General features: G+C 49.1%; 10 protein-coding genes and 1 pseudogene. 5 read left to right on the top strand and 6 right to left on the bottom strand.

The features are described from left to right. Positions 1–30: 30 nt before the first annotated feature. Positions 31–600, top strand: coding sequence for a crossover junction endodeoxyribonuclease RuvC (gene ruvC / locus T500_RS0109290; protein ID WP_013064900.1), 570 nt, complete (start codon positions 31–33; stop codon positions 598–600). After that, complete coding sequence (locus tag T500_RS0109285; protein WP_028907883.1) at positions 597–2,036, top strand: ATP-binding cassette domain-containing protein; 1,440 nt, start codon at positions 597–599, stop codon at positions 2,034–2,036. Before ruvC ends, T500_RS0109285 begins: the two co-directional genes overlap by 4 nt. A gap of 8 nt (positions 2,037–2,044) precedes the next feature. Here the strand turns inward: T500_RS0109285 and T500_RS0109280 are convergent, their stop codons facing one another. Next, on the bottom strand, positions 2,045–2,647 hold the full coding sequence (locus tag T500_RS0109280; RefSeq protein ID WP_028907882.1) for a Crp/Fnr family transcriptional regulator: 603 nt from the start codon (positions 2,645–2,647) through the stop codon (positions 2,045–2,047). A 16-nt stretch (positions 2,648–2,663) separates the two neighbouring features. Then, the gene (lepA, locus tag T500_RS0109275; RefSeq protein WP_013064625.1) at positions 2,664–4,445 is read right to left on the bottom strand and encodes a translation elongation factor 4; all 1,782 of its coding nucleotides are present in this window, start codon (positions 4,443–4,445) and stop codon (positions 2,664–2,666) included. A 102-nt stretch (positions 4,446–4,547) separates the two neighbouring features. Between lepA and T500_RS0109270 the strand changes: the two genes are divergently transcribed. Then, positions 4,548–4,934 carry a hypothetical protein gene (locus T500_RS0109270; protein ID WP_028907881.1) on the top strand — a complete coding sequence of 129 codons (387 nt, stop codon included), beginning with the start codon at positions 4,548–4,550 and terminating at the stop codon, positions 4,932–4,934. A 32-nt stretch (positions 4,935–4,966) separates the two neighbouring features. Here the strand turns inward: T500_RS0109270 and T500_RS0109265 are convergent, their stop codons facing one another. The 4 genes from T500_RS0109265 to T500_RS0109250 form a co-directional block, all read right to left on the bottom strand. Next, entirely contained in the window at positions 4,967–5,692 is a 726-nt protein-coding gene (locus tag T500_RS0109265) for a YebC/PmpR family DNA-binding transcriptional regulator (RefSeq protein ID WP_028907880.1), read from the bottom strand. Between the two features lie 45 nt (positions 5,693–5,737). Further along, positions 5,738–8,200 carry a phenylalanine--tRNA ligase subunit beta gene (pheT, locus tag T500_RS0109260; protein ID WP_028907879.1) on the bottom strand — a complete coding sequence of 821 codons (2,463 nt, stop codon included), beginning with the start codon at positions 8,198–8,200 and terminating at the stop codon, positions 5,738–5,740. Positions 8,201–8,291: 91 nt separating this feature from the next. Next, positions 8,292–8,912: an AAA family ATPase gene (locus T500_RS0109255; RefSeq protein ID WP_028907878.1), complete on the bottom strand. Its 621-nt coding sequence runs from the start codon at positions 8,910–8,912 to the stop codon at positions 8,292–8,294. Between the two features lie 122 nt (positions 8,913–9,034). Next, a complete protein-coding gene (locus T500_RS0109250; RefSeq protein ID WP_028907877.1) occupies positions 9,035–10,579 on the bottom strand; it encodes an NAD(P)/FAD-dependent oxidoreductase in 1,545 nt (514 codons plus the stop codon). A 106-nt stretch (positions 10,580–10,685) separates the two neighbouring features. Between T500_RS0109250 and T500_RS0109245 the strand changes: the two genes are divergently transcribed. After that, a complete protein-coding gene (locus T500_RS0109245) occupies positions 10,686–11,876 on the top strand; it encodes an STAS domain-containing protein (RefSeq protein ID WP_028907876.1) in 1,191 nt (396 codons plus the stop codon). A gap of 658 nt (positions 11,877–12,534) precedes the next feature. After that, positions 12,535–12,637: pseudogene (locus T500_RS15675) on the top strand (DNA-binding protein); the annotation flags it as partial.

Below are 12,637 nucleotides of genomic sequence, written 5' to 3'. Positions count from 1 at the left end.
GAACAATTTTAGCTAACTTTGCACTCTGAAATGGAAAAGATCATACTTGGGATTGACCCCGGAACCAATTTGATGGGTTACGGACTGCTGAAGGTGGTGGATGGCAAGGCGCAGATGATGACGATGGGTGTTATCGATTTGCGTAAATTTCCTGATGCCTATCTCAAGCTGGGTCATATCTTCGAACGTGTTACCGGCATCATCGATGGGTTCCTGCCCGACGAGATGGCTATCGAGGCACCTTTCTTTGGAAAGAACGTGCAGTCGATGCTGAAGCTGGGACGTGCTCAGGGTACTGCGATAGCTGCTGCTGTGCACCACGGCGTTCCCATTCACGAGTATGCCCCCATGAAAATCAAGATGGCGCTTACCGGTAATGGCGGTGCCTCAAAAGAACAGGTGGCCGGCATGTTACAGCGCCTGCTGAAGATTCCTAACGACGAGATGGGTAAGTATATGGACGCTACCGATGCGCTTGCTGCTGCCTATTGCCATTTCCTACAGATGGGGCGCCCCGAAAGCGACGTGAAATATCGTGGCTGGAAGGATTTTATCAACAAGAACCAGGATAAAGTATCTAAGAGAAAAGAGAAAGCATGAAAACGATTGAATTAAAGAATGCAATTGCACGTAAGCCGGAATGGCGGTTGGCTGAGCCAGTAAACTTCCATCTCGACAAGGGCGAACACGTGGCTATTGTAGGTCGTAACGGCGGCGGAAAGAGCATGCTGGTAGATATGATTACCGGCAAGCATCCCGTGTACCCCGACCAGATAAGCTATTCTTTTACCGAACCGTATAACAATTTGAAACACATTACGTTCCGTGACACTTACGGTGGTGATAACGATCGTACATACTTTCTGCAGCAGCGTTGGAACCAGATGGAGATTGATGAGGAGACACCTACCGTTGGCAGCAAGCTCGAAGAGGCTTTTCTGCTGTCGGGTGCCGACACCCCTGAGCGTCGTGCCTTCCAGAAGCATCTGTACGACATATTCCATCTTAATGAACTGCTCGACAAATATATCATCCTGCTGAGTAGCGGTGAACTTCGTAAATACAAGTTGGCCTCGAACCTGTTTACCAAACCCAAGGTGCTGATTATCGAGAACCCGTTTATCGGTCTTGATGCCGAGACGCGCGACCAGGTAAAGCAGCTGCTCACTATGCTGGCTGCCGAACAGGACATGCAGATGATCTTAGTGCTTTCGAAGATGGACGAAATACCCGAGTTTGTTACCCGTGTGATAAAAATGGTAGATCTGCGCTTTGTGCAGGACATTCAGGTAAAGACCAGCTTCCCCATCGATTACTGTCCGCATGCCATTCTCCTGAAAAAGCCTGAGCTTACCATTCCCCCAATGCCACAGGAGATTATCAAGTTCAACAACGTTACCATCCGTTACGGCGAGCGTACCATCCTGAAGGATTTGAACTGGGTGGTGCTCCGAGGCGAGCATTGGTCGCTGTCGGGCCAGAACGGTGCCGGTAAATCTACCCTACTCTCGCTGGTTTGTGCCGATAACCCACAGGCTTATGCCAACGATATCTCGCTGTTTGGTCATAAGCGTGGCAGTGGCGAGAGCATTTGGGATATCAAGAAACACATTGGTTACGTATCTCCTGAGATGCACCGCAGCTATAAGCAGAACATTCCCGCCATACAGATTGTGGCCAGCGGCTTGAAAGATACCGTAGGCCTGTACACCCATCCCACAAAGCAGGAAAAAGATTTATGTATTGAGTGGATGAACCTGTTTGGCATTAAGCACCTGGCCGACCGCAAGTTCCTTGAGATGTCGAGCGGCGAGCAGCGTTTGGTACTGCTGGCACGTGCCTTTGTAAAGAGTCCCGATCTGTTGATTCTCGACGAGCCGCTGCACGGACTTGATCTGTGCAACCGCAATCTGGTTAAGACGATTGTGGACCGTTATATGTTCGAAGATTCCGAGCGCACGCTCATCTACGTAACACATTACGAAAATGAGTTACCAAAATGTATTGATAACTCATTGTATTTAACTAAGCATTAAAAATTCACTTACTTATTCTCCATCAGAGCCGCTGTACGCACACGCGACAGTGTCTCTGGTGTCATCTGCAGGTAGCTGGCGATATAAACCAGCGGTGCACGCAGTACCAGCTGTGGCTGATTCTTGACCAGCTTCTGGTAGCGGTCCTGTGCACTCTCAAAGCGCAGCATATCGGCATGGTGCTGACTCAGGATGAGGCTCTCCTCCAGAATCTTACGATACAGAATCTGGATGTTCACGCTCTTCATAGCCACAGCCTCCAGTTCGGCCTTTGGCAGCGCAATCAGGATGGTAGGCTCCAGGGCCTTGATCTGCAACTGCGAAGGCTGCTCGCGGAACAAGCTCTCGATACACATCACAATCGTGTTCTCGGTGGCCATATATTCGGTCAGTTCCTTGTCATTCTTGAAATAAAACTGGCGCACCAATCCACGTACCACCCAGTATATATTGGTACATACATCGCCCTCCTTCAGGATGAGTTCGTTCTTAGCGAACTTCATCGGTACGAGAATACTCTCCAGCAGGTCGAGCTCTTCGTGCGTCATTGTACTGTATCGACGGGCCAGTTCTCGCGCCACGTCTCGGGTTGTCAAGCTAACATTTGCCATAGATTATTGTTTGTTTTTAGTCCAATTTCAATACTGCGAGGAAGGCCTTCTGTGGCACCTCCACGTTACCAATCTGCTTCATACGCTTCTTGCCTCGCTTCTGTTTCTCCAGCAGCTTGCGCTTACGGCTCACGTCGCCACCATAGCACTTGGCGGTAACATCCTTACGCACCTGCTTAACCGTTTCGCGGGCAATAATCTTAGCACCGATGGCAGCCTGAATGGCGATATCGAACTGCTGACGTGGAATCAGCTCCTTCAGCTTCTCGCACATACGGCGACCAAAGGTCACAGCGTTGTCCTGGTGTGTCAGGGTGCTCAGGGCATCCACAGGCTCACCATTCAACAGAATATCGAGCTTAGCCAGTTTCGAGGGACGGAAGCCGTCGATGTGGTAATCGAACGAGGCATAGCCCTTTGATACCGACTTAAGTTTATCATAGAAGTCGATCACGATTTCGCCCAGAGGCAGCATAAAGTGCAGCTCTATGCGGTTACCGCTCACGTACTGCTGATCCAGCAGCTCGCCGCGCTTATCCAGACACAGGGTCATAATTGGACCGATATAATCGGCAGCCGTAATGATCGATGCACGGATATATGGCTCCTCAATATGGTCGATCATGGTCTGGTCGGGCAGTCCGCTTGGGTTGTGAACCTCTTTCACCTCACCTTGCTTGGTGTAGCACATATAGCTTACGTTGGGCACGGTGGTAATCACGTCCATATCAAACTCGCGGTCCAGTCGCTCCTGGATAATCTCCATGTGCAACAGTCCGAGGAATCCGCAACGGAAGCCGAATCCCAGGGCTACCGAGCTCTCGGGCATGAATGTGAGCGAAGCATCGTTAAGCTGCAGCTTTTCGAGCGATGCACGCAGGTTCTCGTAATCGGTAGGGTCGATAGGATAAACACCTGCAAACACCATGGGTTTAACCTCCTGGAAGCCCTCGATGGCCTTGTCGCAGGGGGTAGCCACGTGTGTGATGGTATCACCCACCTTTACCTCTCTCGAGTTCTTGATACCACTGATGATGTAACCCACATCGCCTGTTTTCAGCTCTTTGCGGGGAATCATATCCATCTTCAGCACACCAATCTCGTCGGCATCGTACTCCATGCCGGTATTAAAGAACTTCACGTGATCGCCGCTCTTGATCGAGCCGTTCACAATCTTGAAGTAAGCGATGATACCGCGGAACGAGTTGAATACCGAATCGAAAATCAACGCCTGCAGCGGAGCCTTCTCGTCGCCCACAGGGTGCGGAATCTTCTCAACTACAGCGTTCAGTATCTCTTCAACGCCCTCGCCGGTTTTACCCGAAGCACGGATAATATCCTCGCGATCGCAGCCAATCAGGTCGATAATCTCGTCTTCCACCTCATCGGGCATGGCGCTGGGCATATCAATCTTATTGATTACAGGGATAATCTCCAGGTTATGGTCGATGGCCATATAGAGATTCGAGATGGTCTGTGCCTGTACACCCTGTGTGGCGTCAACCACCAGCAGCGCGCCCTCGCAGGCAGCGATAGAACGGCTCACCTCGTACGAAAAGTCAACGTGTCCCGGGGTGTCAATCAGGTTCAGTATGTATTTCTCTCCCTTGTAAGTGTATTCCATCTGGATAGCGTGACTCTTAATCGTAATACCACGTTCACGCTCCAAGTCCATATCGTCGAGCATCTGTCCCTCGGTCACCTGTATAGTCTTAGTGTACTCCAGCAGTCTGTCAGCCAGAGTAGATTTGCCGTGATCGATGTGGGCGATGATGCAGAAATTTCTTATATGATTCATTGTAGATTCTATGCTTTAGAGTGCAAAATTACAAAAAAACTCTCAGAAATCACATAATTTTGCTTTTTTTTGTATCTTTGCAGGCAAAAAATAGCATTCGTTATGAAAAAGTATTGGATATTGGGTGTTATCGCCCTGTTATTTAGCGCTTGTCAGGAGAGTCTGGAGGACCGTTGCGAGCGCGACGCCAAGGAGTACACGCGCAAGCATTGCCCCACAGCCATTGATGAGAACACAGTGATCGACAGTCTGGTTTTCGAACGCGCTACGCACACGATACATTATTATTATAAGCTTACGGGAGTGGCCGACGAGGAGCAGGCTCTGAAGGATGTTGACGCCGTTAACGTGCTTAAGCAGGGCCTTAAGAACGCTACAGCCGTTAAGGTGTATAAAGATGCCAAGTACCGCTTTGCTTACACCTACCGCTCCAGCAAGGATCCTAAGAAGATTCTACTTGATGTGGTTTTCACAGAAAAAGACTATTAATCCCCGCCGGCGGCGGGGATTAACAGTCCTTTTTATTCAGGTTTCATGTTTGTGTAAACGGTCTGAACGTCGTCAAAGTCCTCCAGCTTCTCAACCATCTTGTCGATAGTCTCACGCTGCTCGGCTGTAACGTCCTTCAGATCGTTAGGAATGCGGGTGAACTCAGCACCAGTAACCTCGAAACCGTTCTCCTCAAGGTGCTTCTGCACAGCGCTGAAGCTTGAAGGATCGGCATAGATGGTGATGCTGTTCTCCTCCTCGTCCTCGTCGTACTCATCCTCTACACCGTAGTCGATCAGGTCAAGAATCATCTCGTCCATATCCAGACCGTCCTTCTTCTTAAAGGTAAATACGCTCTTGTGGTCGAACAGGAAGCTCAGTGAGCCCTGTGTACCCAGGTTACCGTTGAACTTGTTGAATACCGAACGAACGTCACCTACGGTACGTGTGGTGTTGTCGGTCAGTGTCTCAACAAAGATAGCGATTCCGTGAGGTCCGTATCCCTCGTAAGTCACTTCCTTGTAATCGCTCTGGTCCTTACCCATAGCGTTCTTGATAGCACGCTCGATGTTATCCTTCGGCATGTTCTCGCGCTTAGCGTTGGCAATGATAGCACGCAGTGCGGGGTTGTTCTCTGGCTCTGGACCGCCTGCCTTCACGGCAATAGCAATCTGCTTACCAATCTTTGTAAATGTCTTGGCCATGTGGCCCCATCGCTTCAGCTTTGTAGCTTTACGATATTCAAATGCTCTTCCCATATACTTATTTAAATTTAAAAATTCAAAAATGTAAAAATGTAAATATTAGCGCAGTTCTGCATTCAGCTGCTTTTTGATCTGTGCGATGAGCTTATTCATGATAGCCTCGATCTGCTTGTCGCCCATGGTCTTCTCCTCGTCCTGCAGGATAAAGTTCACGGCATAGCTCTTCTTGCCAGCTGGCAGCTTGTCGCCCTCATAAACGTCAAACAGCTCAACCTTCTTCAGCAGCTTCTTCTCGGTTGCACGGGCAATCTGCTCAATCTGGGCAAACTCTACGCTGTTGTCAACCAACAAGGCCAGGTCGCGACTAACGGCTGGGAACTTGGGTACCTCAGTGTAAAGTACCTCGTTCTTCTTAATCACCTTCATCAGCGCAGTCCAGTTCAGCTCTGCGTAGAATACAGGTGCATCCAGTCCGAACTGCTTCAGCAGTTTCTTGGTAATGATACCCATCTCGATAAGCTTCTTGCCACCACGGTTCTCGATGGTGAGACCGGCAGAGAAGATATCATTCTCGCTCTTCTTGCGAACAATCATACCAGGCTTAACACCGATACGACGCAGAATGTTCTCAACGTAGGCGCTCAGCTCGTAGAAGCTACTCTCCTCGTTAGCGTGAGCCCAGCTGCCCTCTACACGCTTACCTGTGAGCCACAGGGCTGCATGATACTGCTCCTTGTAAGCCTGCATAGGATCGTCGAGGTTTTCCTTCTCGGGATCAAAGGTATATACGTTACCGAACTCGAAGAAACGCAGGTTAGCGCGCTTGCGGTTCACGTTGTGCTGTACGCTCTCAAGTCCACCAAACAGCAGTGTCTGGCGCATCACGTTCAGGTCGGTACTCAGTGGGTTCATAATCTTTACGCAGTTCTCGGCAGCGTAGGCATTATGTCCCTCGTAGTAAGCACCCTTGGTCAGCGAGTTGTTCAGGATTTCGTTGAATCCCTCACCTACCAGCTGCTCGCTTACGATGTTAGCCAGCTTATGCTTCTGGTCTTCGTCGCCCTTAATTACAAGGCTACCCTTCAGCTGGGTTGGAATCTCTACATTATTATATCCGTAGATGCGCAGGATATCCTCTACTACGTCGCAAGGACGGGTAACATCCACACGGTAAGCAGGAATTTCCAGCTTCAGGCCCTCGGCAGTCTCCTCAAGTACCTTCATCTCCAGGCTCTCGCAAATGGCCTTGATCTTATCGGTAGGAATCTCCTTACCAACCAAGTCATGAACATACTTATAAGTGAGGTCAACTACGGCATTCTCCATCTTCTCGGGATATACGTCCACAATCTCCATGCTTACCTTACCGCCAGCCAGCTCCTTACACAGGATAGCGGCCTGCTGCAGGGCATAGATGGTACCATTGGGATCAACACCACGCTCAAAACGGAAGCTGGCATCGGTGCTCAGTCCATGGCGGCGTGCGCTCTTACGTATCCATGTTGGGTGGAAATAGGCACTTTCAAGTACCACATTCTTGGTGGTCTCGTAAGTACCGCTACCCTTACCGCCGAATACACCGGCAATACACATGGGATCCTCGGCATTGCAGATAGCCAGGTCACGGTCGCTCAGCTTGTGCTCCTCGCCATCCAGTGTCTGGAATGGAGTGCCCTCGGGCATGGTCTTTACTACTATCTGATGACCCTTTACCATGTCGGCATCAAAGGTGTGCAGAGGCTGTCCATAAGCCATCATCACGTAGTTGGTGATATCTACGATATTGTTGATGGGGCGCAGTCCGATGGTGTTCAGCTTGTTCTTCAGCCAGTCGGGACTCTCCTTTACCTCGCAGTCGCTGACGCTTACGCAGGCATAGCGCTTGCAGGCCTCGGTGTTCTCAATTTTTACCTCGATGGGCAGGTCGTGATTGTCAACAGTAAACTTCGAGCAGTCGGGGCGATGCATCTTGGTCTCGTAGCCATTGCTCTTCAGCCAGGCATACAAGTCGCGTGCCACACCCCAGTGGCTCAGTCCGTCGGCACGGTTGGCGGTGATATCAACCTCAATCAGCCAGTCGCTCTCCAGGTTGTAGTACTCTGCAGCAGGTGTGCCCACTACAGCATCCTCGGGCAGAACGATAATACCGTCGTGACTGGTACCAACGCCAATCTCGTCCTCGGCACAGATCATACCGTTACTCTCTACGCCGCGCAGCTTGCTCTTCTTAATTACAAACTCCTTGTCGCCATCGTAAAGCACGCAGCCCAAATCGGCCACAATCACCTTCTGACCAGCAGCAACGTTAGGCGCACCGCACACAATCTGCGATGGTTCGCCCTTGCCCAGGTCAACCGTTGTTACATGCAGATGGTCTGAGTTAGGATGAGCCTCGCAGGTAAGCACCTTACCCACGTACAGGCCCTTCAGACCGCCTTTAATACTCTGTACTTCTTCCAATGCGTCGACTTCCAAACCTGTCGATGTCAGTGCATCGGCCACCTGCTGTGCAGTCAGGTCGAAATCAACGTATTCCTTCAACCATTTGTAGGAAATATTCATTATACCAATTCTTTAGTAATTACTATCTTCGAAATTTCAAGGTGCAAAGGTAGTAAAAAATTGGTATTTACACAAATTTTTCCTGCAAAATCTACTCAATACACTTCATTAAAAAATCTACAGCGCCGTTTATACCGAATTTTCGTACATCCAGGCTAATGTCGTAGTTGCGTGCATCGAACCAATCGCAGCCTGTAAATGTCTTCGTATATAACTCACGACTATAGTCGTTATCCACCACCATAGCAGCGGCATCGCGCAGGTCGAGTCCGTATTTTTCGGCTATACGACGCTTACGGCAATCCTCCGAGCTGTGCACAAATATTTTCAGTGCATTGGGGTGATCCTTAAAGATATAGAATCCGCAGCGACCCACTATTACACAGCTCTCTTTCTGAGCTATCTGCTTAATGGCGGCGCATTGGGCCTCAAACAGCTCATGACTGGTCTGATCCTGCTCTGCCCCGTTGTACTCGGCCTTAGCCATGTAGTTACGATAAAAGTTGGTAAAATCGTCGCGCCACAAGGGATTGCGTGCTTCAATCTTTTCCATAGCATCCTCAACGGCCTGTGTGCGTTTAGCCACCTCGTTCAAAATCTGCTTGTCGAGCAGCTTAACACCTAACCTTCGAGCAATCTCAGCTCCGATCTCGTGTCCGCCGGTACCAAACTGGCGACTGATCGTAATCACAAATTTCTCATCCTTATTCATATCGTTCCAAATTTTTAGTTAATAGATTCATTCTTATTTTATGCTGCAAATATAAAAAAAAGATTTGGAATAACCAAACCTTTTTCTTATTAATTTTCTCATTTTTACATTTTATCATTTTTTCATTGCGCCAGATAATTGGCGCATGCTTCGGCGCATCGCTCGCCATCCACACCGGCACTCACAATACCGCCAGCATAGCCGGCACCTTCGCCGCAGGGGAAAAGTCCTTGAACCTGAACATGTTGCAGCGTTTCCTTATCGCGAACAATTCGCACGGGACTCGATGTACGTGTCTCTACCGCAATCATCACCGCCTCGTTGGTCAGGAATCCGTGCGCACTCTTTCCGAATGCCTTAAAGCCCTGCTGCAGTCGGTGCGAAATCATCTTAGGCAGCCAGAAGTGCAACGGACTCGATATCAATCCTGGAGCGTACGACGATTTTGGCAGATCGTAGCTCAGCTTGCCGTTCACAAAGTCGGCCATGCGCTGAGCCGGAGCCGTCTGCTTCATATTGCCCTGCTGCCAGCACATTTTTTCCAGCTGCTCCTGAAATCGCATCATCGCCAGGCAATCGTCACCCTCTATATCCTCCGGACGCACCTCAACCACCATACCGCTATTACTCCACGCCGTTCCACGGTTTGCCGGACTCATACCGTTAACCACAATCTGCTCCTTATCGGTAGCCGCAGGAATCACGAATCCACCAGGACACATGCAGAACGAGTAAACACCTCGCCCATCAACCTGTGTCACCATCGAGTACTCGGCAGCAGGCAACCATCGGCCCCTACCTTGTTTATTATGGTACTGTATCTGGTCAATCAGCTTACTGGGGTGTTCCAGGCGCACGCCCACCGCAATACCCTTGGCCTCAATCTCAATCTTTGCTTCAGCCAGATAGCGGTAAACATCGCGTGCCGAGTGTCCTGTAGCCAGGATAACCGGTCCGCGATACTCCTTATCAGCTATACAGCCTACGATGGTATCGCCCTGCAGTATCAGCTGAGTCATCTTGGTTTCAAAGTGCACCTCGCCACCGCAGTTAATGATGGTATTTCGCATGGCCTCAATCACCTTTGGCAAGCGGTCGGTACCAATATGCGGATGTGCATCGGCCAGGATAGCTGTCGAGGCGCCATGCTGACAGAACACATTCAGAATTTTTTCTATGTTACCACGCTTTTTGCTGCGTGTGTACAGCTTACCATCACTATAGGCGCCAGCACCACCCTCGCCAAAGCAGTAGTTACTCTCGCCGTCAACCTGCTGCGTGCGGCTGATGTTGGCTAGATCCTTCTTACGGTCGTGTACATTCTTACCGCGCTCCAATACAATCGGGCGCAGTCCTAATTCTATCAGGCGCAGGGCAGCAAACAGTCCACCAGGCCCCGCTCCTACCACTATTACCTGTGGTTTTCCCTCCACGTTCGGGTATTCCGTGTGCTGGTATTCATCATCCGCAGGCAGTTCGTTCACATATGTGCGCACCTTCAGGTTTACGTATATCTGTCGCTGTCGCGCGTCAATGCTGCGTTTCAGTATGCGTACACCCTTAATATCGCCTGGGTTCAGTCCATACTCATCGCCCAGGTAGTTCTTCAGTCTGTCTTCCTGTGCAGCCACCTCCGGCGTTACTCTAATCTGATATTCGTTAATCATTATATAATGTATTTGGGTGCAAAGGTACTCACTTTTTTCGAAAATGCTTGAATGTTTATACTTTTTTTTCTATCTTTGCAAAGTGATAACTAAAAACATAAGCAATATGACACTACAATTTACCAATAACGAAGGCCACGCCATCATTACACTTTGTGGACGACTCGACACCTCGAGTGCCATGCAGACACAAGCCGAAATCAATCAGTTTTTGTCGGCCCAAAGCCCCGTCCTTAGTGTTACCGTTAATGCCGCGGAGCTCGAATACGTGTCCAGTTCGGGCTTGCGCATCCTGCTTTCGTTAACCAAGCAATATAAGGATTTCAAACTTGTTGAGGTTAATGCCGACGTTTACGACGTGCTTAACATGACTGGTTTTGTAAAGATAATGTGCGTAGAACGTGCCTTGCGCCAGATGAGTGTCGAGGGTTGTGAGATCCTCGGTGTGGGCGGTGTAGGCACCGTTTATCGCTACAACGACGATACCATCATCAAGGTGTTCCGCGATGGCACCACCATCGACGAGGTGCGAACCGAGATAACTATGTCGAAAGAGGCCTTTGTGATGGGTATGCCTACCGCTATTTCGTTCGATATTGTCAAGGTAGGCGCGCAGTACGGTCTGGTTTACGAGTTGCTCCATGCCGACACCCTCAGTTCGCTCATCATGCACCATTCCGAGCGTATCCACGAGTATGCCCGCATGTATGCCAACCTATTCCGCCAACTGCACGCCATCCAGGTGCCAGCCGATAGCTGCGTGCCCGATGCCCTCGAGCACGAACGCAAACAGGTACTGCATATCCGTCGGTATTTTTCACAAGAAAACATCGACCTGTTACTCCAGATTCTCGACGCCGTGCCCGCTGGCAATCGCTTGCTGCATCTCGACCTGCAGGCCAAGAATGCCATGGTACAGGGCGACGAACTCATGCTCATCGATATGGGCGAAGTAGGCTACGGCCATCCTGTACTCGACCTGGCACACGCCTATTCGTCGCTAATTCTGTTTGTTGGCGATTACGAGGCCGTCATCGGCATGCCCCGCGAGTTAGGCAAACAACTGTTCGATCTTGCTATCGACTATTATTTCGAGGGCCAGCCTGCTGATATCATCGCCCTTCGCAAGCAGCAGATAGCCGCTGTGGCAAACATTCGTAACTACAGTTGGCTTGCCCTCAGCGACTCCTTCACCGAGGCTGTCATCCAGCAGTGCCAGCAGCTCTTCAACGAGCGTGTCATCCCCCACCGCGATCACATCCTCAACGTCATCAGCACCCTTAAAGAATGGTGCTGATGACGTTACGTTGCTTATCTACGCTTGTACAAATGCTACCTTTCTTCTGTTATAAATATCTCCCTGCAATTCATATTTTCAACTTACAGAATTATTCCACTCCGTATGGTTTGGACGTTTCGGCAGCCAGAGATAGCTGCTCCTCGTAATCGGGGTGTTTGTTTGCAAATATAGCACAAATACCTGATTCGACCAAATTTTACACAGAGAAATTAGTTACTAAGTGTACTCAGTACTCAGTTCTCAGTTTTATTTTTGAACAATGATAGGCAAGGTATAAAAAAGAAATAATTATATTATTATAATAATAAATTATTAATAATATATATATTATTAATAATTTAACTTCGAAACGACCTATAACAGGGGGGCTTGTTTTAAAACTGAGAACTGAGTACTGAGTACACTTTTATGAACTATTATATTTTAACAATTCATTAACAATTAATATTTCAATATATGACAAAAATTTCGTACCTTTGCATTGTCAAGATAAAGATAGAGATGATGCTCCCGCGCGAGGAAAAAGATTCTCCCACGTGCACTAAGAAAATCTCCCACACGTGGCCGCAAAATCAACATCGGAATTGAGACAAGCAAAATGTAAAAATGTAACAATTAAAAAATTTAACAACAACACAAAAACAAAATTAGAATTATGGCATTGAAAGTTAAAGCACAGGAAAAGTTGCAGAAGATTGGCAAGTATGAGGGCACTTATCGCTACATCATGATGCCGGAGTTGTACACCGCCCTGACAC

It is taken from the genome of Xylanibacter ruminicola Ga6B6, from assembly GCF_000687715.1.
GTDB lineage: Bacteria > Bacteroidota > Bacteroidia > Bacteroidales > Bacteroidaceae > Prevotella > Prevotella ruminicola_B.
The sequence above is the reverse complement of the archived record's forward strand: the minus strand, read 5'-3'. Positions and strand labels throughout refer to the sequence as shown.